Source organism: Paracraurococcus lichenis (assembly GCF_030657435.1).
Classification (GTDB): Bacteria; Pseudomonadota; Alphaproteobacteria; order Acetobacterales; family Acetobacteraceae; genus Paracraurococcus; species Paracraurococcus lichenis.
The window spans coordinates 1-19,014 of sequence record NZ_JAUTWS010000083.1 but is presented as its reverse complement, the minus strand read 5'-3'; the positions used below and the strand labels follow the sequence as shown (position 1 = coordinate 19,014).

The following is a 19,014-nucleotide window of genomic DNA, read 5'->3' as shown; positions in this document are numbered from 1 at the left end:
CTCACAGGCCGGCACTCTTCGTGCGCCCGTGTGACCCAAAACAGGCTGATTCTGAACCACGCCAGAGCGGCGATCCGCGCTGCCGGCTACGAAGGGTACAAGGTGGTGCAACTCGCCGCATCCGACGTAGCCTTCATCAACACGGCGAGTGAGGTCACAGCCGACCTCCTGCGACGGCTCGGCTTCACCGTCGATTATCAGCTATCGGACTGGCCGACACTGGTGCAGCGGCGGGCCAAGAAGGATCCTCCGGATCGGGGCGGCTGGAACCTGTTCAGCAACTCCACCGGCGGCATCGACCAGACCACGCCCATGACCCACAACTACCTCTTTAGCAACGGCATGGATGGCGTGCCCGGCTGGCCCACAAGCGCGCGCATCGAGGAGTTGCGCATGCGCTGGCTAGGTGAGGCTGACGCCTCCGAGCGAAGGCGTGTTGCAGAGGAAATCCAACGTCAAGCGTTCCGGGACGTCCCTTACATTCCTCTTGGCCAGTATCTCAGTCCCACTGCTCACCGACGTGATCTAGCAGGCGTAATGGGTGGCTACCCGGTCTTTTGGAATCTACGCTTTGAATAATGCAGACCGGCACCTCAGGAATTCCCTCATTCTATACTGATTTTTGCTTACCGGCCGCCTGCTTCAAATTTCTCGGGCTGATCCTGATCTTACAGCAGCGCGACTTAACTGTGAGATAATCGATTGGGTGGCAATGGCCCTTTTTCGACCTCTGAACGCACGATGGCTAATACGCTGATTTATAACGATAAAAATGAGGGGATCCTTGAGGATCGGCACTGCATTTGGTGATGGCTCTTGATGGGATCCGGGGTGATGGGCGCGGGCCTGGGTAGCCGGTCACTCCCGACCGGAACAGCGGTGGGTTACAAGACCTTCTCGTTGGCTGGTCGCCGTCAGTTTTCGCAGGTCCGCGGCGCAGTCGATGAGTACGCCAAAGATCTCGTTGAGCCTCGAGCGCAAGCGGCCTAGAGCGAAGTCCGACGCTGCCGGTTCAGTCAGCCGCTGGATCGTCACGGAGCCTTCCTCGTAGCCAAACCAACAATGCCAGTAAGGACGGCCATCGCCGGTCCCGTGCGCTGCCCAGATCTTCGGCTCATCCAGTGAGGCGAGGAGCGTCGCGGCACCCTCGAGTACTACGGTGCCGGGATCTGACCAAAGGATCCGAAGCAGGGCTTCCTTTACGCCCGCGATCCCTTGGACCATACCCGCCCAAGGCATCGCTCCCTGGATGATCATCACGAAATGCGCTGACGCTTCGGAGCTTCCCTCCTCCTCAGGCCCTGCCCACTCCTGCATTCTACGATCCTCTGGCTTGCGCTTGCCGATCTCGCCACCGGCTGAGTTGGCGTGATCGTACCATGTGGCCACCGGTGGCCTCCGCCCTGTCGAAAGTCGGACGGGAAGGGGGCTGCGTTCTGTCCATCGGGAAAGCCGAAGCCTACCCCCACTACCTCGGCCAGCCAAACGGGCCGCTTGGCGCGAACCCTGACCGATCCGATATTACTCCTCGGCGGCCAACCGGATGCGCCATAGTCCCGTCAAAGCTCCTGGCTCATGCCTTGTTTTCTGCACCAGGAACTTGCCTTCAACTCGCTTGAAGGCTTTGAATTCATCGTCGAGCTGGGTCGCTAGCGACGCGTCCCAGACACCGCGCGCGCCTTCCCAGAATTCGTCCGTGGCAAGCACGCTGCCGTGCCTCGCCGCTTTCTCCAGGCGTGCGGCGGTCGCCAGCACCGGGCCCGTGAGGGGAGCCTCCATGCCCCTGCGCTGCCGCCCATCGAGACCCTGAATGACTCCACGTGCAGCGCCGAAGCGTATGGTGCGACGATGCTCCTTGAGCCTTTGCATACGCAGCAGAAGGCGCCTCGCCGCGAGCAGAAGGCGCGCCGCATTTCCGTCAACCATGATAACGGAGTCACCCGATGACACGGCGTGGTACTGGATCCCGAGCCCACTGCAGACTTCCGTGACCCAACTCGCAAATACTGCCGGATACGTGGAGTTGTAGTCCGGATGCCATGCCGTCGTGGTGGAGCTGACGATATCACCAATCACGACGAAATGGGAGATAGGCTCATCCGTCCAAGCGTGCCCGGACCCGATTATGTTGTGGCGGTCGGAGTTCCGCACATAGTCCGTCCCGTGGGCCTCTTCGATCAAGAGATCAAGCGCTGGGTGGATAAGGTACCGCTCGCTAGGCGGCAACATGCCAGATTCGTCCTCAAACAGGATCTCATCCGGCCGAATGAATCGTTGCTCAGCGCAGGCCTCCTCGTCATGTGAGAAGCGGCTGGCTGTCCGGAGAACTCCGACGAGACCCACTCGGTACAGCGCGCGGAATGGCTGCCGCCGCTCGCTGGTACGGCTACCTTCAAGGCCGTCCTGACATCTGTCGTAATCCTCCTCAATGCGCCGAAGCTCCTCTGAGCGCAGTACGTTTCGGTCGATAAGCCCGAACAGTGTGCGGTCCGGAACAGGCATGAACAGGCTCAACTCGGATTGGAAGAAGCGGACGTTTTCTGCCGCAGCTCGGCGGACCGCGTCTTTGAGGCGCGCTTCGGTCCGCTGCGCAGGTGGGATCAGGGATATCTTGTTGCCGATCGCCATCAGCTCACGTGGGCGGAGTAGAGTGTGGCGCAGAACAAACGCGAAGAAGTCTTCACGGCGGCCACTGAGCTCGTGCGCCATGCTCACGTTTTGGGAGCCAACGAAGCGTGCAACGGGATCTCTCGCATGGCGGTCACAGAGCCTGCCAGCGGACTCCAGCTCGATGTTTTTCAAGAAAATCCCGCGCAGATCGTCCTGTGCGTACGAAATCTCGACGACCCTGCCATTCATTTGCGCAGCGCCTGCGTCAAAGTCAGGTAAACGAAGCCATGCTTCCCGACGCAGCGCGGCATAGACACGAACGTGGGTGTTGAGCCGGTTGATATCGAAGGCCGCACGCGCCAGACCGAGCTGCGCGAGGGTCCACGGCCCGGGTGGCGACTCAGTCCGATCCATCCCACTGCGCGGCCGCCCTGCTGCGCGAGTATCTGCAATTGAGCGCTCCATGCACTCGTCGACATTGTCAATGAAAAATGCGAGCCCGGTGCGAATGGCACGAAAGAGGGGGCTCACCTGACCGACGACATCCTGCCGTAGGGCGTAGAACTCACGGCGATCGAGATGCAGGATCAGCATGAAGATTTCGCTGAGCACCTCGAGTTGCGTCCTTTCGAAGATCTCTTTCAGCCTTGGCGATCGGAGCGCGGAAGCAAGCGTGGCGGGATCCCACGCGGCGGCACCGACGTGGTGTGCGTACAGCTTCACCGCGGCAATCTTGATAGCCATAACCCAGGTCTCGACCCAATAGTCGTAGCTGCGGACCAAGCCGCCGAGATCCTCCTTTGTCCAGATGGGCAATCCGCCCGGTGGCCTGTCAACCAGCTGGTCAGAGGGCGAGAGGATAACGCCTCTGCGTTCACGCTGCAGAAGCAGTCGCTTCGCCTGCAGCAACAGCGTCTTACCATAGCCTTTCGGCGCTACCACGTAGAGTCGGTCGGGCCCGCCCAGTGACAGGAACTCCCTAATAGCTTCAGTCGCGTGGATCGGTTGGTGCCCGGATGCGTCGGCATCGTCGCCGTGGACTTCCGCAGCGTCGACAATCCAGGGCTTTGGCGTGCTCATGGCTCACCCTTGGCACAACTTCACCAAAATCCCGATCAGCAGAGATACGAGTGACGACTTGGTCAACAAAAAACGTGACATGGTACGAAACCGGACCACACGCGAAGCCGGGTTCGCGGTGCTCGGGTAGGTGATGGACATTGTCGAGTTCTCAGTCCCATCCCGAACGAGTCAGCTGGGGTATGCCAACGAGATGACGCCCGAGCCCGCAGCCTCCACATCGCCACATGACTTGGATGACCCGAGCAGAGAACAGCGTCTAACGACCCTCCACCGAGAAGGCCAACAGAACGTTCCCTGGCATCGTCCCGAACAGGCCTGATCCCGAACCGACATAGAGCATGCCGCCAACGACCACTGCACCTGGACCGTCAATCGAACCACCTCGGGCCATGACGCCATTGACCGTTTGGTACTCGGCCTTGGTGTCCACATCCCAGATGATCGAGCCATCTGCAGCAGAGTAGGCGCGAAGATGACCGTCGAGCCCTCCGGAAAACACCACGCCAGGGATGGCGGTAACGGCAGCGGATTGCGCCGGGCTGCACCCCGGGGCGGCGTGGCAGCCCGGATGTGATGTGTGCCAGACCACGTCGCCCGCCGCGAGATCTAGCGCGTGCAGGCCACCGCTTACGGTGCTGTCCAAGAGAAGTGCAAAGTTCGGATCCACCGCCGAAAGCCGTGCTCCGGGCGTGCCTGGTGCAACGACGTTGAGCTTGGCATCCGACACGGCGACATAAAGTTTACTCTGGTCGGTTGCTGCACCCCATTGCACGCCGCCAAGGCTGCCACCGTGCCCTACCCTGGTCTGCCAGATGATGTCTCCGTCCCGATCCGGGTCGAGCGCCGTCACCACACCAGATTTCTGCGTCCCGACCAGGGCGCGTCTTCCACTGGGTAGCTCGACGAGGATGGCGGACGACCCGAAATCGTGGTCGGGTCCTTTGGATCGTGGGCAGTTCGCTTGTGCTGCCGTGTTGCAGGCGATGTTGAACGCATCACCTTGCGTCATCTGCCGCGACCAAGCGAGCTCGCCTGTCTCCGCGCGGAAAGCAAGAATGGCGTCGGAAGTGTCAGTGGGTGGGTCCGAGTAGTTATCGCCAGTGGTCACGTAGACCATGTGCTTTGACGCATCGAAGGTCGGCGCCGACCAAATCGCCGCACCGGAAGGCCCGACCCGTTGGGTGCCGCTCGAGTTCGCCACACCCGGCTTAGGTTCCGCGCCGATTGTGTGCCGTTTCCACAACAAGTGTCCCGTCAAGGCGTCCAACGCGACGAGACTGCCGCGGAAGCTGCAGCAGGCGTAGCGGGGGTTCGTGGCGGTGAGTTCTTCATAGGAAGATACCGGCACAAACAGGGTCGTCCCAACCAAGGTCGGCGAGCCGGTGATGATCGCAGCAGGGTGGTCCTCAATCCGGGCCTGCCACAGAGCCTTCCCAGTCGCGGTGTCAACTGCATAGACATTGGCGCGCTGATCGCCGAAATACGCGGCCCATCCACCCGGGTACTGACCGACGACGATTGCCGATCGGACTGGCGCGCCTGCACCGAATTCCCAATGCGTGCATCCAGTGCTCGCATTGAGCGAGTAAACCTTTCCACGCTGGCTGCCGACAAAAATCTTGCCGCCCACTACGGTTGGTTGCGCAAACGCGCGAGCAGCATCGGGGAAGCCGAAAGCCCATTTCAGCTTGAGGCGCGGCACGTCTTCCGCCGAAAGCCCAGCCATTGACGACGGTTGAAAGCGGTGCTGTGTGGAACCAACTCCCCAGCCATTCCAATGCGGCATGTCCATCGGATCGGCAACGCCAGTGCTGGTTGTGGGACAGCGTCCGGATCCCGCTGGAGCGGAAGCGTCGCTTTGCGCTCCGACCCTCGCTGAGCTCGTCGTCCATAGGCCAAACGCCAGCGCGAGAACTGCGCAGGTCTGTCGGACATGAGGTGCGCTCATGGTGCGATTTCCCGTACACGTTCTCTCCAGCCGAGAGAGACGCGGCATCTATGCTCGGCTTACCGGGCCTCTGATTGCAACCAAGTTCTGGTTCCCGGGCGCGGCTCGAAACCGGGTCACACGTGAGGTGGGGCTGGTTCTTCTATCTCGTTCCGGCAGGCACACAACAAATCGGTGCCGCACCGGAACTACGCCGCTGTCCTGTGTTCCGCTCCACAGACAGGGTTCCTGCCGGACATGCAGAATTCCTATGCCGATACGAGGCACAGGAGGCGTAGATGTCAAAACACGCGATGATCCCGATGATCGCTGCGGCCACTTTGCTCTGCACAATGGCAGCGGCCAGTGCAGGACAGCAGCAGAACGGGGCTAACCTGAACGGAACCAGCTTCAACGGTGTTGTCCTGAACGGCATCAGCGTGAACGGGGTGAGTCTGAATGGCGTGGCCCTGAACGGTCTCACGGCGCGCGGCATCGAATCGCAGGGAAAGCCGGCTGCCGCCACCGGGAGATTGGTGCCGACGAGGCTGGCACTGCCGGACGGCACTGTGCTTCTCCTTCGCTGAGGGGCCGCGTGCACTCGGCGGCAGGCCTGGCCTTGGCCGCCCTGCTCGCCCTACCGAGGGCCGATGCCACGGTCGGTGCGGCACCGAACGCAGCGCTCACAGTTAAAGGCACCGCGTTTCGCGTTGCGCTACGCGACGGAAAAACGCTGCTCTCGCCCGACCTGGTCGGCGTCGTTCTCGAGGCAATGGACGACGCGGGGCAGCCCCTTACCATCCGGATCGATGGCGTCCGCCTCGACGCGTCAGCCCCCGGCGGCGATATCTGGCTGCACAGCCTTTCAACGCGCGACCGGGTGACGGGCGAGTGGCGCGAGCTCTGCGGCCCGGCGCCGGACGGTACGGTGGCTGGCTTCCCGCTCGCCGGGCGCTGGACCTCGGACGGCCGACACCTGCAGGATGCGCGAGCCTTTTCGATCACCTGCGCCTCCGGCGCGATCGGGAAATGCGTCCGGTTCGGCTACCGGCCTTGGGCCGAAGTCGGAGGCCGGCCGCTCTGGCATTACCACCAGGCCTGCGTGCGTTTGCTGCGGGCCGACTACGGCGGGGACGGCACCGCGCACACCCGCGACGGCACGCTGATTGACCTCTACGACGAGATCGGCATCCAGCGACCTGACGTTGCTGCCCGTGGCCTCTCATTCGAGGCGGCCTGGGGTCCGAACGGCGCAGTCTGCGTTCGCAGAACCCGCATCTCGGACCTGCTTACGATTGAGACGCTTGCCGCCAAATACCCGCGTGTGGCTAACGGCCCTGACTGTTCCGAGATGACCTCTGCGCTACTGTGGAACCGAAGCTGAGCTTCGGTCTGTGAGCTGCGTTCCTACTTCACCTTGCGCCGCCAGCTCAGCGGCTCATACCTCGACCTGCTGCGGTTCTTCCTGAACCACCGCTGCTCCCTGCGCAGCCACCATGCCGAGCGTCAGGGCAAGAGCCCGCGGGAGCTGATGACCGGCCAGAGCCATCCGCACTGGCTCACCCTGCTCGGCCTAGGACCGCTTCAGCCCCGGCGGGCTTGACGTGGGGTAGGCTGACTGCCTCCTACACAGGGCATATCGCATGTCGACGTCCGGCCCACGCAGGCCGGCGCTCTTCGTGCGCTCGTGTTACCCAAAACTGGCCGATTCTGAACCACGGCCTAAAAGAGCCTGAAAGGGGTGGAGCTTAGACCGCTATGAGCGAACACACCGCCGATGATCGGCTCGCCCTCTTCGTCGAGGGCGAGGCGCTTATTGCTATAGAGCTGGAGGACCTGCTCACCGCCGAGGGGTTCGTCTGTTTCAGTGCGTCTGATAGCCATGCAGTAGAAGCTTTGCCGCTTGACAATCTCTCGGTCGCTGTCGTCGACCTGGGTCTGCATGGCCGCATCGAGGGGCAGAGTATCGTTCGCCTCCTCCGTAAGCGGATCCGTCATCTGCCAGTGGTTGTTGTGACCGGCTACGATCTGCAACAGCCCGAAGCGGATCTGCGGGGTCTCGGTGGCCCGCAGCCCGCCTCAGCAAGCCTGCCGACCCGGGCAACCTCAGGCACGCGCTGTGGGACGTAATCAATCGGGGCAGACGTGGGGACGGGATTGTCAACTTGGCGAACGCGCTCCGGAATGAGGGTCAGATTACGTCATCCTCAGCGCTGGAAGCGGCAAAAAGCTGCGTTCGGCGTGTCATCGGCGACGCATGGTTGTGAACTTTTGTTTCGAGTTGGCGCGAGTTGACAATGCCCCCATGGTCACGTGGCCGCTTGGCCGTGCCTGCTCGTGCGGTCTGCGATTCGCAGGAGCAGCGATAGGACGAGGCCGATACCAATCCCCCATACGCCATTGATCACGATGGTGGGCCACATCCTCGCGGGCACGAAGCCGCCCGCAATCGGCAGTCCCTTCAGGGGAGCAACGACAAACCAGCCGACCAACACCGAGAGGAGACCGAAGCAGAACCCGAGAAGCCACAGTGGAGCACGCGGAAGCCAAGGCAAGATCAGGCCCAAGACGAGGCCGTAGAGCCCGCCCCAGAAGAAGCGGTTGACGAGCATCGGAACGCCGAACGGCGGCACGGGACTCATGCTGTATGGCCCAACGGTCGGCACTCCGCTCGCGTTCAGCAGCGCCGATGTCCCTTGGTGGAAGATCAGCACGGAGATCGTCGCAGCGGTGAAGCCCAAAAGGGCGCGCATGGATGCAGACATCATCGCCTCCTTCCGCAGAGCCTCCCGCAATCGACCCAGTGTTGTGTGCGGGGCCTCCCTCCGTTGCTATCTTGGCGGCCGGGAGACGTGCTGATGGATGATTAGCCAGCGGCCGTCCCGCCTCTCGTACACGATCGTCGCCAGGGCGGTGTAGTCGCTGGCCGCGTCGCTGCCCTGCATCTTCACATGCACAGGGGTGGTGGCCAGCACCACGGCCCAGCCTTGGCCAACTCGCACCCGCATTTCGTCCACCCTGACCGACCACTCGGCGAAGCGTGGCCAAGCCTCGGCGAAGCTCCGTTGCACCGCTTCCCACCCGACCGCAGGAGAACGCGCGAAGGGGCCGCTCGGGTGGATCATGACCGGATTGGCGTCCCGCGCCCACAGAGCCTCCATGGCACCGATGTCGCGGGCGTTCAGCGCGGCGTAGAAGGCCGAGGCTGCCGCTCTCACGCCCTCAGCATCCGTGTTCTGTGCTGCGGCGCCCGGCGTCGTAGATAAGAGGAGCAGCGCGGCAGTCCCGACTACGAACGTACGGCGCATCGCATTCTCCCTCCGCATTCTCCCTCCGAATGCAACGGTAGCGACCACTTCACGCCACCCGCTTCCGGACGCAACCATCGCAAGGCGGTCGATGCTCAAGCCCCTCGCTGGAACTCCATCGGAAAGTCGGGCGAGGCCAGGGACGCACCACCATCGACGTGGAGCGTCTGGCCGGTGACGAAGCCCGCCTGCTCCGAGCACAGCAGGGCCACGACATTGCCGACATCCGCCGGAGTGGCGAGGCGGCGCATCGGCACCCAGCCCGCCCCGGCCCACTCCCGCAGCACGCCCAGTACCTCGGGCGGCAGGGTGGAGAACACGCTGTCCTCGGTTGCCCCGGGGCTGACGGCGTTGGCAGCGATGCCGCGCTCGGCAAGCTCCCAGGCGAGGTAGCGCAGCAGCGATTCCATCGCCGCCTTGGCCGGTCCTATCGCCGCCCAGGGGCGCCAGCTTCCCGTCTGTGCCCCGCCCGCATAGGTGACCGCGATGATGCGGCCACCCCGCTCCATCATCCCGGCCGCCTCGCGGGCGCAAAGCAGCAGGGCGGTGGCCTGAGAGTCGATTGCGGCCCGCCAGTTCCCCGCCGAGAGGTCGAGGACGGACCGATAGAACTCCTGCACATCGGGCCGCGCATTGGCCACGAAAATGTCCAGCGAGCTCAGGCCCCCCCGCACCTCGGCGAACATCCGCAAGATGTCCTCGGGCCGCGTCACGTCCGCTTGGATCAGCAGCGGCTCGGCGCCGATCTCACGCAAAAGGCGCGCGGTCTCCTCCGCCACTTCCTTGTTCTTGAGGTAGTGAACTGCGATCTGCCCGACGCCGCATTGAGCGAGCTTGAGCGCGATCCCCCGCCCGATCCCGCGCGAACTGCCGGTAATCAAAGCGGTCCGGCCCTTCACCTCAATACCTGCCATGGGATGCCTCCTCCCGGTAGGCGCTCACTTGCCGCGTCGGCGAGGCCGGGCGAGCCCAGCCCCCAACCGGTTACTCGTTGCGGGGATCGTCGGCCGGGTTGACGTAGGTAATGCCCCAAGGACCCATACATAGTGCTGATCTGTACCACCGTGGGCTCGTTGACGAAGGCGTAGTGCTCCATGCCTGGGGGGTAGGCGAACAGGCTGCCCGCAGGCAGTGCTTGGGTCTTCTCCTTGTCGGCCTGCGCGCCTTGACCGAGCAGGAAAGTCCCGGAGATGACCGTTGCGATCTCATGCCCCGGATGGGTGTGCGCGGGGATGCTGTAGTTCGCCGGGAGGCGCAGTCGCATGGCGAACGGCCCCTCCTTGGCCGGATCGCCATACAGCACCGCTATCTCGGCCCCCTTCGGTAAAGATAGCGGAGCCGCAGCCCACCGGACCTCTTGGGGCGTGACAACGATGCCCGACGTGTGCGCCGACTGCCCCGTCTGAGCGCCCGTGGGCTGCGCTGTCCCGCCGAAGATCAGAACACAGGTCACCGCCAGCGCAGACTTCGCTGCGAACTCCATGGCAACCTCCCAGTCTGTGCATTGATGAGCGCCAGTCATTACCGCACTCTCTGGCCCGCTGCCGTCCTCGGCCAAGTGTCCGTTCTGGGCGGCCGGACCGCTTCGGGCCTGACGAGATTACGGCGCATTACCGGGCCGAAGCACGCGGGAACTAGGCTGGAAATACCAGACGCCAGGGTTGTAGTTCAGGGATGTGCTTGGCTCGCTCCCGCGCGCGACAATTCCTGCCCGGGCGGGATGGGGTGGGAATCGCGAGAACGAGGCAGCCGACAGCGACCCCTGCCGTCTTGGCCCCTCTCCAAGGTTTTGTCAGAACTCGTGCCAGACCCGACGACGTGAGGCGAAAGCCAATGTCAGCTTACGCCGCTTCGAGAATGGCGAGCACACTGGTGGCACGACGAAGGTGAAGCAGGCGACGGCGGCGGGCAGAGACGTATTGGTTGTGGCGAGTACAGGGGGTGAGGGAGAGGCAGACGCTTGCGGACGAGTGCCGTCAGCCAGCTGAAAGCGTTGGTCGGAGCCGAAACCAGGGATGCCGGTGAAAGCGGTGCAGCGGACCTGCTGCCGGTCGCCGCGCTCGGGACCACGGTCGCTCGCTGCGGCCGTTGGCAGACCGACAAGGCCGGCTCCGCGCCCTGATCCTCGCCTGCTCGGTCCCGTGGTTCGCGCATAGCCTTACGGCCGGCTCGGTCCCGGCGATGATGTCCGATCACTCCCTCATGGGCCGCGGCGCCTGGCTCACCGAGCGCGGCAGGATGCCTGTGACAAGGATGGCAGCTGTGCCTGCCGCGTGATCAGCATCCGGTAAGTAGGGCTACTCGGTTGCCGCTACCTAAACACTGCGCTTATTGAAGCTGTGAAAAACGCCCTGGACTATGTTGGCTTCTCTTCCCGTCGCGATGACGGTTGATTGGTGGTGAACATGCGCGACGAGATGACCGGGACCGACCAGTTGATGGCCGTCCTAGAAAGCGGCACGCTTGGCGGTGCGGGCACTGGGAGGAAGTCGCCATGGCGCTGCTGATCTATGGGCTGGATATCAGTGACATTGGCAGCACGCAGAGCTGGCGTGATACGCTGGCCGAGGTGCTGCCCAGGCTGGAAGTCCGCATCTTCCCTGATGTCGGTAATACCTCCGAGATCACCTACCTGGCTTTCATGCACCCCGACTTTGATGCGATCCCGCCACTGCCGAACCTGAAGGCTATGTTCAGCCGCTCTGCCGGCGTCGAGACGTTCGTCAACCATCCAAAAATGCCCAGGGTGCCGCTCGGCAAGATCGAGCCGGCGGGTGGCGATCCGATGATGACGGAGTATGTCATCATGCATGTGCTGCGGCTGCACCGCGAGGTGCCGCTGTACCAGCAGGCGCAAGCCCAGCGTGAATGGCTACGCCGACCGATCGTGCGGCCGGAGGCGCGCCGCATCGGCTTCCTCGGCTTCGGGCTGATGGCAAAGGCGCCGGCACTGGTGCTGAAATCGCTCGGCTTTCCGGTGTCGGCATGGGCGCGCAGCCCTAAGCCGGATGCAGAGATCCCAATTTTTCATGGACCAGACCAGTTCGAGCCCTTCCTGGCACAGACCGACATTGCCGTTTGCCTCTTGCCGCTGACTTGCGAAACTGAAGGCATTCTATGCGCCCGTACTTTCGCACTCATGCCGAAGGGCGCGATGGTGATCAATATCGGACGCGGCAGGCACGTCGTCGACGCCGATCTGATCGCGGCGCTTGACTCTGGCCAGCTCTCCTATGCGGCACTCGACGCGCTGTATCCCGAGCCCTTGCCGCCGGAGAGCCCGCTATGGCTGCATCCAAAGGTGACCTTGATGCCGCATGTCGCGCGGCGGCCAACCGTTCGACAGCTTGCAACTGAAATCGCTGCAAACATCAGGAGCATCGAGGCCGGTGGCGGTCTCTTGCAGGAAATCGACAAGGCGATGGGATATTGACCAGCGCGTTGAGTGAGGCAGTCCTTTCACTTACTGATGCGCTGGCCTGCAACTGATTCTGGGCTCTCCCGCACTTTGTGTGATCCCCGGACCGGACCGGGAGTAGGCAGGGCAAACCTGTGGCGGTCGGGCGGGCTGGCAGCGACTTCGGACCAGGTCCGGCAGGTATGGGATGACGCGCTGGCCTGGGATGCGGAGCCGGTCGCCGAGGTGGTCCCAAAAGCTGAGGCCGAGCTTGGCGCAGGTCTTGGCCAGGCCGAGGAAGGCGTCGCGGCAGTCCCGGCCCGGGTCACTGCGGGCGCCACCGCTGAGCTTGCGGCAGGTCACCTGGAACTGCCTCATGTTTGGAAGCTGGAACGGACAGATGATGATCTCCGGCCCGATGCTCTCTGTGAGGTGGTTCTGTCAGCCTTCGCGCCGATCGGCCCGTTTGGCCGGCCGGGGTAGGGCTGGTAGACTCCAGCTTCGGCCGCTCGGTCACCTCGGTCGAGCCGCAGGCCACACAGTCCATCCCCGCACTTCGCGCCCGTCGGGCCCAGAACCGGAGCCTACCAGCCCTACTCCGGCCGGCTAAACGGGCCGATTGGCGCAAAGCCTGACAAAATCGCAGCGTCCGCTCCAGCCTGTCCATCGTGGCCTGTCTCCTGGTCAGTCGAACGACCACACCCTGAAGCAGCGGCTTGTCACGGCTTTCTGCGAACGACTCGCAACTTGCTGATGGTGGACTACGCCAGGTCTGGCGTCGTTTAGGCTTCCTCAAAGGATGGCCCTAACGCTCCAGCCCCGGCCAACCGGATTGGGCGGGGAACAGGCCTTTTTTCAGCTTCGGTTCAGGTAGGACCTCGTAATGTGCACTCCGTCCAACACGCTGGAGACCAGATGAGGAGAGAGTGAGATGCTTCAAAGAATGTGGCAATCGGGCGCGCAGCTTTCCCTGTTGACATCGGCGCTTGTGCTATCTGGCGTCATATCTGTAGTGGCCTTGGCAGACGACAAATCTCACAGCGAGGTCGAGGCTGCACCGCAAGCGCTTTCCGGCACTGTCGCCGAAGTCTTTGGCAAGCACTTCGTTCTGATGCTTGAGAGCGGCCGCCGCATCCTCGTCGAGGTTCCACGACGAGATGTCATCGTATCACCTGGCGAGCGTATTGAGGTCACTGGTTCAGACGAAGAGGGTGAGTTCGAGGCGAGCCGCCTCGTGCGAGGCGACGGATCAGTTGTCACGGAAGATGCCAAAAGCGGCGCAAATCGTTCGGAAGAAGACAAGGGAGGACGAGAAGGCTCTCCCGCGACGGCACGTGTCGGCGCTGCTGCCGCAATCGCGGCCTCTGAACGTGCCGGTTACCCCGTGATCACTGAACTGGAATGGGAGGACGGTGCTTGGGAAGTCGAGGCGCTGAATGCCCAGGGGCGGCCTGCGAAGCTGCGCGTCGATGCCTCGACCGGCGAGGTTACCCCGATAGAGAAGTAGCCCATGTGGGTGCAGCGGAGTGCCTTCGCCGTCTGCAGTCGTAGCTCTCCTGGTCCCGTGTTTCGAGGCCGGCCTCGCAGCCGGCCGCATTTGTTGTCGTATTGGCTTTCTCTGCCTCAGCTATCTGAGTGCAGCCAGACACACCTATTCTGTCGGTGCCGCCAAGCGCAGATGAAGGGTGACCCGCTTCCCGTCATCAACGGCCAGGTCGGCTTGGCCGAGGGTGAGCCACCTTGCCTCGCGCTTTCCCCGCTCGGCAGTCCTCCAGCTGCCGCTCGACCTACAAGAGAAAAACCCAGCGTCACGGCGCACTGAGTGACCGCCGCGCAGCCGCTTCTCCTTCGAGTGATACACGGCCGGCTCCGGTTCCGTTTTGCCGACCAACCCGGTGTCCTCGAATGCCTCATTGGCGGCCGCCTCATGCTGGGCCGGCTCAGGCGTTGCTCAGCCTTTCGGGAGCGCCCACCGCCGCGTCTCACGGCTGGTCACCAGCACCAACTGCACCTTGCCGGCTCGCACTACGAGCGGCAGCGCGGCGCACTGCCGACCGGAGCGCCCCTTCCTCTCGCAGGCCCGCGCTTCTTCGGCATGCCGGGCTGGCCTACTCCTCAAGTGAAGGTGCCTGCGCAAATGCGCCAGCGTGGCATCCGGCCGCGGACCAGGAAGCCGCAGGCTGCCGCCCGGGACGCCCGAGGGCGGAGCTGCGAGCACGCCCCGGGTTCATCCTCCCGCGACGGAGGGCCGCTCCGCCAGCTCGATCACCAGGACGCGCAGCGCCTCGCTCATCAGCGCGATGCTCGCCTCCAGCAGATCCAGCATCGCGTCCCGCATCTCCAGTTCCTGGACCGTGTAGACGCCGCCAGGGCCGAACAGCAGCGCGGTGCGGTCGCGCTCGGCCTGTGAGCCGGGCGGACCGAACCGTTCCCCGGCGCGCCACTCCGCCGCCACCGTCTCGGCGGGGGTGGGGCGGTCCGGGGCATCCAGCGGACGCCGGGTCAGGTAACGCCAGACCGTGCGCGGGAACAGCTCGGAGCGTGGCGGCCGCGCCCAGACCTCGCGCAGGAGGTTGCGCTCGGTCCGCAGCCTGCCCGAGGTCTCCCCGAACAGCAGGGCGGTCGCCACAGAGGCCTCCGACGTGCCGCCGACGATCCCGGCGATGTCTCCGCCTGCCGAGGCGCCGCCGAGCGAGAGCCCGCCTGACAGGGCCGCCGTCGTCGCGCCGATCAGGATGCTGGCCAGGCCCAGCCGCCGGGCCCGGCGATCCTCTGCCGCCTGCAGCCGCACCCGCAGCGCGTCGCCCCGCTCCCCTTCGCAGTCGATCACGGCGAGCGTGCTCGAGACATCGAGCATGGCAAGCTGGATCCGGTCCGAGACGGCCAGGCGAAAGCGCAGCAGCCGAAGCTCGGTGCCGGAGCTGCGGGTCCGTGCCGCGTCCGCCTCCGCCGCGAGCAGCTGCTCCAGCAGGGGCAGGGCACCGATGACCTCGGCGATGTCGATGGCATCGCGCGAGAAGCCCCGCGCTTCAAGCCGGTCGGAAGCCGCCCGGAGCGTCTCGAGTGGCGGAGCGGCCTCGGTCCCGGTGGTGTGCCGCGCCCGTGTCACCGGCGCGCAAACCCGGTCGAACCCGCTCCGCGCCGCTTCCTCCACTTTCGGCCCTGAAGATGACGCGCAGCCACCGAGAAGCGTCAGGGCGAGCGCCGCGGCACTGAGGCGGGTGGGGGAGCGGGGCCGCATGGGTCGGGTGTTCCGGTCGGCGATGGCTGTGGTGGCCGGGCGGCCGCAGGCGTACACGCAGTCGTCCCCCTCTCGGCAGCTTCAGAGCAAGTCCGCCGCCGCAAGGTTCCGCGACGTAGGAGGTGATCGCCAGCCCCAATCCGCTCCTCGGCCCGCCTCGGCTCCGTATAGCCCGTACGACCAGGGCCACGCTGTCCGCGTCGTCGAGCGCTGGTGTCAGGGACATTGCTGCACCGGCCCCGGGTGCTGGTCACGGCCCCCGTCGCGGCGTCCAGCATCATCGACACATCCGGCCGGACGGTGGCAGCACCTTGATTTCGTAGGCCAAATCGATGCCCTCGGCCTCGACGACCAGACCGAGGTAGCGGCTTGATTTGTCCGGCCTCGGCCGCAGTCCCGGCGTGCTCCTGGTGGAATCCATCGTCGTCGGCCACCGCCGGGAGAGCGGCTAGCGCGGTCAGGGGAGCGAAGAGGCAGCGTCGCGTGGGCCGATCCTCCGGGAGTGGGGCTGAACCGCGGCTGGACGGCACGTCCGGGAAACCACACCCGCGCCGGGCGCTGTCTCGACCGAGGGGCGCCACCCGAGAATAATGCCAGCGACCCGGGTCGGAGCGACCGGCCGGGGCGGAGGAGGCAAGGGATGAACGTCCCGCTGATGCTGGTCGACCTCGCGGGTTCGGTGGCGCTCCTGCTCTGGGGCGTGCGCATGGTGCAGACCGGCGTCCAGCGCGCCTTCGGGCCGCGCCTGCGGGCGGTGCTCGCCTCGGCCCTTCGCACCCGCCTCAATGCTTTCCTCGCCGGGCTCGGCGTCACCGCCGTCCTGCAGAGCAGCACTGCGACCGGCCTCATGGTCACCGGCCTCGCGGCCGGGGGTATGGTAGAACTGGTCCCGGCGCTCGCCGTGATGCTCGGTGCGAATGTTGGCACCACCCTCATTGTGCAGGCGCTGTCCTTCGACGTCTCCCGGGTGGCCCCGGCGCTGGTCGCACTCGGCTTCCTGATGTTCCGGCGCGGCGACGCGACGCGCACCCGCGACCTCGGCCGGGTGGTCATCGGTCTCGGCCTCATGCTGATGGCCCTGCACCAGCTGCTCGAGGTCATCACGCCCTACGAGACCGCCCCGGCGCTGCGCTCGGTGCTCGAGGCCATCTCGGCCGAGCCGCTCGTCGCCGTCCTGCTTGCCGCGGCCCTGACCTGGGCAGCCCATTCGAGCGTGGCTGTAGTTCTGTTGGTCATGTCGCTCGCCGCCAAGGGCATCGCCTCGCCGGAGGCTGCCTTCGCCCTGGTGCTCGGCGCCAATCTCGGGACGGCCATCAACCCTGTCCTCGAGGGCGCGACTGGCGACAATCCGGCGGCCAAGCGCCTGCCGCTCGGCAACCTACTTAATCGGGTGCTGGGCTGTGCCGCGGCGCTCGTCGCCATCCCCTACCTCGCCCCGCTGGCGACGGCGGTCGAGCCGCATGCGGCGCGCGCCGTCGCCGACTTCCACACCGCCTTCAACCTTGCCCTCGCCGTCCTGTTCTTCCCCTTTCTCAAGCCCTACGCCGCCCTCCTGCGGCGCCTGCTCCCGGCCCGGCTCGACCAGGCGGACCCGTCGCGGCCGATGTACCTCGACAAGGCGGCGGTCGAGACCCCCGTCGTCGCCGTCGGCGCGGCCGCGCGCGAGGCGCTGCGCCTCGCCGACGTGCTCGAGGCCATGCTGCAGGGCGTGCGCGATGCCTTCGAGAAGGACGACCGGAAGCGGATCGCCGAGACGCGGCGCCTGGACGACGTGCTGGATCGGCTCAACGAGGCCATCAAGGTCTACATCGCCTCGCTCGAGGCGGAGGCGATGACCGACACGGACCGGCGCCGCGCGGAGCAGGTCCTCACCTTCGCCATGAACATGGAGCACGCGGGCGACGTGGTGGACAAGAACCTGGCGGCGCTGGCGTCGAAGCGGCTGAAGCATGGCCTGGCCTTCTCGAAGGAGGGCCAGGCAGAGCTCTCGGCCATGATGGCGCGGCTGGCCTCCAACCTGCGCACCGCTGCCTCGGTGTTCATGACGGAGGATCCCCGGGCAGCGCGCCTGCTCGCCGCCGAGAAGGAGGCGTTCCGCGATCTGGAGACGGCCGCGACGCAGACGCATTTCGCGCGGCTGCGGGAGGGGCGGCCCGAGACGGTCGACACCAGCGCGGTGCACCTCGACGTAGTGCGCGACCTCAAGCGGGTGAACGCACACCTTGTCGAAGCCGCGGCCTACCCAATCCTGCAGGCCCACGGTGAGCTGCTGTCCACCCGTCTCCGAACGGAAGACTGAGTGGTTGGAAGCGGAAGCCGGCCTCCGTGCAGTTGTGGCTCAAACCTCGACCTGTTGCGATTCTTCCCGAAGCACCGCCGCTTCCTGCGCAGCCGGCACGCCGAGCGGAAGGGCAAGGGCCCGCGGGAGTTGATGACCGACCAGGGGAGGCGCACGACCCTTCTCTGGGAGGCTTGGCGCCTTCGGAGGAGTTACCGCCTAGACCGGATCCAGGCCGCCGATGTCCTCCAGCCACCGGCAGAAGGACAGTGCAGTGAGGTCACCCGTCCGGGCATCAGGCAAATAGGCATGGTAGCCTCGTGTCGGGAGCGTCACGCCGGGAAAAGGCGCGATGAGACGGCCCGCTGCGAGATCGTCCGCCACGAGGGCGGTCGGCCCCATGGCCACGCCCAGACCGTCCAGCGCCGCCTGAAGCGTCAGGTAGAAGTGGTCGAGGGTGAGCGAGGCAGCGGGCACCAGATCCGGTGTTCCTGCCGCGGCGAGCCAATCGGGCCAGACCCGCGGTAAGGTGGATGCATGGATCAGCGTGTGGGACCGGAGGTCAGCGACGTCGTTGAGCGGCAAACGCCCGAGCAGGTCCGGGCTGCAGACCGGCAAACGACGCTCCGTCAGGAAGGGGCGGCAGGTGAAGCCGTAGAAGGTGTCCGGCCCGCCTCGGATGATCAGGTCGTAGACTTCGCCCAGAGCATCCACGGGCTCGTTGGAGGTAGAGAGCCGCACCTCGATTTCCGGGTACCGCTCCCGGAACTGCCGCAGCCGCGGCAGCAGCCAGCGCAGGCTGAAGGTGGCAAGCGCGTTGACGCGCAGCACAGCGGGGGGCGGCTTGCCACCACGGGCCTGATGTCGCTCCGCAGCAGTGGCGAGGCGATCGAGTGCGGGCCCGGTCTCGGCGAGCAAGGCAACCCCCGTGGGCGTCAGGATGACGCGCCGGTTGAGTCGCCGGAACAGTGCCGGTGGTCCCAACCAGTCCTCCAGCAGGCGGACATGCCGGCTGATCGCGCCATGGGTCACACCGAGTTCCGCCGCAGCATCCTTGAAGCTGCCAAGGCGTGCCGCCGCCTCGAAGGCACGAAGAGCATTCAGCGGCGGCAACTGTCAATGCTGGTCGAAAATTCCCCAGGAGTGCTGGACGAAAATTCCCCAGTTGTC

Annotated in this window: 15 protein-coding genes and 1 pseudogene; 7 read left to right on the top strand and 9 right to left on the bottom strand. The window is 65.1% G+C overall.

Translation table 11 applies throughout. The annotated features are described in order from the left end of the window. A pseudogene (locus Q7A36_RS33830) lies at positions 1-579 on the top strand (ABC transporter substrate-binding protein); the annotation flags it as partial. Positions 580-858: 279 nt separating this feature from the next. Here Q7A36_RS33830 and Q7A36_RS33825 read toward each other — a convergent pair. The 3 genes from Q7A36_RS33825 to Q7A36_RS33815 all read right to left on the bottom strand — a co-directional run bounded on the left by Q7A36_RS33825 (position 859) and on the right by Q7A36_RS33815 (position 5,485). After that, positions 859-1,389: a hypothetical protein gene (locus Q7A36_RS33825; RefSeq protein WP_305108216.1), complete on the bottom strand. Its 531-nt coding sequence runs from the start codon at positions 1,387-1,389 to the stop codon at positions 859-861. A 132-nt stretch (positions 1,390-1,521) separates the two neighbouring features. Continuing rightward, entirely contained in the window at positions 1,522-3,690 is a 2,169-nt protein-coding gene (locus tag Q7A36_RS33820) for a hypothetical protein (protein WP_305108215.1), read from the bottom strand. Positions 3,691-3,949: 259 nt separating this feature from the next. Further along, complete coding sequence (locus Q7A36_RS33815; RefSeq protein WP_305108214.1) at positions 3,950-5,485, bottom strand: outer membrane protein assembly factor BamB family protein; 1,536 nt, start codon at positions 5,483-5,485, stop codon at positions 3,950-3,952. Positions 5,486-5,919: 434 nt separating this feature from the next. On the opposite strand from Q7A36_RS33815, the gene Q7A36_RS33810 reads away from it, so the two are divergent. The 3 genes from Q7A36_RS33810 to Q7A36_RS33800 all read left to right on the top strand — a co-directional run bounded on the left by Q7A36_RS33810 (position 5,920) and on the right by Q7A36_RS33800 (position 7,750). Further along, a complete protein-coding gene (locus Q7A36_RS33810; protein ID WP_305108213.1) occupies positions 5,920-6,207 on the top strand; it encodes a hypothetical protein in 288 nt (95 codons plus the stop codon). A gap of 32 nt (positions 6,208-6,239) precedes the next feature. Continuing rightward, the gene (locus Q7A36_RS33805) at positions 6,240-7,004 is read left to right on the top strand and encodes an ADYC domain-containing protein (protein ID WP_305108212.1); all 765 of its coding nucleotides are present in this window, start codon (positions 6,240-6,242) and stop codon (positions 7,002-7,004) included. Positions 7,005-7,378: 374 nt separating this feature from the next. Then, entirely contained in the window at positions 7,379-7,750 is a 372-nt protein-coding gene (locus Q7A36_RS33800; RefSeq protein ID WP_305108211.1) for a response regulator transcription factor, read from the top strand. A 179-nt stretch (positions 7,751-7,929) separates the two neighbouring features. On the opposite strand, the gene Q7A36_RS33795 is transcribed toward Q7A36_RS33800, so the two are convergent. The 4 genes from Q7A36_RS33795 to Q7A36_RS33780 all read right to left on the bottom strand — a co-directional run bounded on the left by Q7A36_RS33795 (position 7,930) and on the right by Q7A36_RS33780 (position 10,411). After that, positions 7,930-8,373, bottom strand: a complete 444-nt coding sequence (locus Q7A36_RS33795) for a hypothetical protein (protein WP_305108210.1) — start codon at positions 8,371-8,373, stop codon at positions 7,930-7,932. Positions 8,374-8,451: 78 nt separating this feature from the next. Next, complete coding sequence (locus Q7A36_RS33790; RefSeq protein WP_305108209.1) at positions 8,452-8,928, bottom strand: YybH family protein; 477 nt, start codon at positions 8,926-8,928, stop codon at positions 8,452-8,454. Positions 8,929-9,023: 95 nt separating this feature from the next. Further along, positions 9,024-9,842, bottom strand: coding sequence for an SDR family oxidoreductase (locus Q7A36_RS33785; RefSeq protein WP_305108208.1), 819 nt, complete (start codon positions 9,840-9,842; stop codon positions 9,024-9,026). After that, positions 9,824-10,411: a cupin domain-containing protein gene (locus tag Q7A36_RS33780; protein WP_305108207.1), complete on the bottom strand. Its 588-nt coding sequence runs from the start codon at positions 10,409-10,411 to the stop codon at positions 9,824-9,826. The genes Q7A36_RS33785 and Q7A36_RS33780 overlap by 19 nt, the downstream gene beginning before the upstream one ends. Positions 10,412-11,422: 1,011 nt before the next feature. On the opposite strand from Q7A36_RS33780, the gene Q7A36_RS33775 reads away from it, so the two are divergent. Next, complete coding sequence (locus Q7A36_RS33775) at positions 11,423-12,361, top strand: 2-hydroxyacid dehydrogenase (RefSeq protein ID WP_305108206.1); 939 nt, start codon at positions 11,423-11,425, stop codon at positions 12,359-12,361. Between the two features lie 895 nt (positions 12,362-13,256). Continuing rightward, on the top strand, positions 13,257-13,832 hold the full coding sequence (locus tag Q7A36_RS33770; protein WP_305108205.1) for a PepSY domain-containing protein: 576 nt from the start codon (positions 13,257-13,259) through the stop codon (positions 13,830-13,832). A gap of 720 nt (positions 13,833-14,552) precedes the next feature. Here Q7A36_RS33770 and Q7A36_RS33765 read toward each other — a convergent pair. After that, positions 14,553-15,566, bottom strand: a complete 1,014-nt coding sequence (locus tag Q7A36_RS33765) for a hypothetical protein (protein WP_305108204.1) — start codon at positions 15,564-15,566, stop codon at positions 14,553-14,555. Positions 15,567-16,206: 640 nt separating this feature from the next. On the opposite strand from Q7A36_RS33765, the gene Q7A36_RS33760 reads away from it, so the two are divergent. Further along, positions 16,207-17,865 carry a Na/Pi cotransporter family protein gene (locus tag Q7A36_RS33760; protein ID WP_305108203.1) on the top strand — a complete coding sequence of 553 codons (1,659 nt, stop codon included), beginning with the start codon at positions 16,207-16,209 and terminating at the stop codon, positions 17,863-17,865. Between the two features lie 198 nt (positions 17,866-18,063). On the opposite strand, the gene Q7A36_RS33755 is transcribed toward Q7A36_RS33760, so the two are convergent. Further along, a complete protein-coding gene (locus Q7A36_RS33755) occupies positions 18,064-18,957 on the bottom strand; it encodes a LysR substrate-binding domain-containing protein (protein WP_305108202.1) in 894 nt (297 codons plus the stop codon). Between the last annotated feature and the right edge of the window lie 57 nt (positions 18,958-19,014).

What these genes read in the sequence shown, in the direction of transcription:
- Q7A36_RS33815 (WP_305108214.1), bottom strand. Translation starts at nt 5,485, where the DNA reads ATGGACATGCCGCATTGGAATGGCTGGGGAGTTGGTTCCACACAGCAC.
- Q7A36_RS33785 (WP_305108208.1), bottom strand. Translation starts at nt 9,842, where the DNA reads ATGGCAGGTATTGAGGTGAAGGGCCGGACCGCTTTGATTACCGGCAGT.
- Q7A36_RS33760 (WP_305108203.1), top strand. Translation starts at nt 16,207, where the DNA reads ATGAACGTCCCGCTGATGCTGGTCGACCTCGCGGGTTCGGTGGCGCTC.
- Q7A36_RS33810 (WP_305108213.1), top strand. Translation starts at nt 5,920, where the DNA reads ATGTCAAAACACGCGATGATCCCGATGATCGCTGCGGCCACTTTGCTC.
- Q7A36_RS33780 (WP_305108207.1), bottom strand. Translation starts at nt 10,411, where the DNA reads ATGGAGTTCGCAGCGAAGTCTGCGCTGGCGGTGACCTGTGTTCTGATC.
- Q7A36_RS33800 (WP_305108211.1), top strand. Translation starts at nt 7,379, where the DNA reads ATGAGCGAACACACCGCCGATGATCGGCTCGCCCTCTTCGTCGAGGGC.
- Q7A36_RS33765 (WP_305108204.1), bottom strand. Translation starts at nt 15,566, where the DNA reads ATGCGGCCCCGCTCCCCCACCCGCCTCAGTGCCGCGGCGCTCGCCCTG.
- Q7A36_RS33775 (WP_305108206.1), top strand. Translation starts at nt 11,423, where the DNA reads ATGGCGCTGCTGATCTATGGGCTGGATATCAGTGACATTGGCAGCACG.
- Q7A36_RS33795 (WP_305108210.1), bottom strand. Translation starts at nt 8,373, where the DNA reads ATGCGCGCCCTTTTGGGCTTCACCGCTGCGACGATCTCCGTGCTGATC.
- Q7A36_RS33770 (WP_305108205.1), top strand. Translation starts at nt 13,257, where the DNA reads ATGCTTCAAAGAATGTGGCAATCGGGCGCGCAGCTTTCCCTGTTGACA.
- Q7A36_RS33820 (WP_305108215.1), bottom strand. Translation starts at nt 3,690, where the DNA reads ATGAGCACGCCAAAGCCCTGGATTGTCGACGCTGCGGAAGTCCACGGC.
- Q7A36_RS33790 (WP_305108209.1), bottom strand. Translation starts at nt 8,928, where the DNA reads ATGCGCCGTACGTTCGTAGTCGGGACTGCCGCGCTGCTCCTCTTATCT.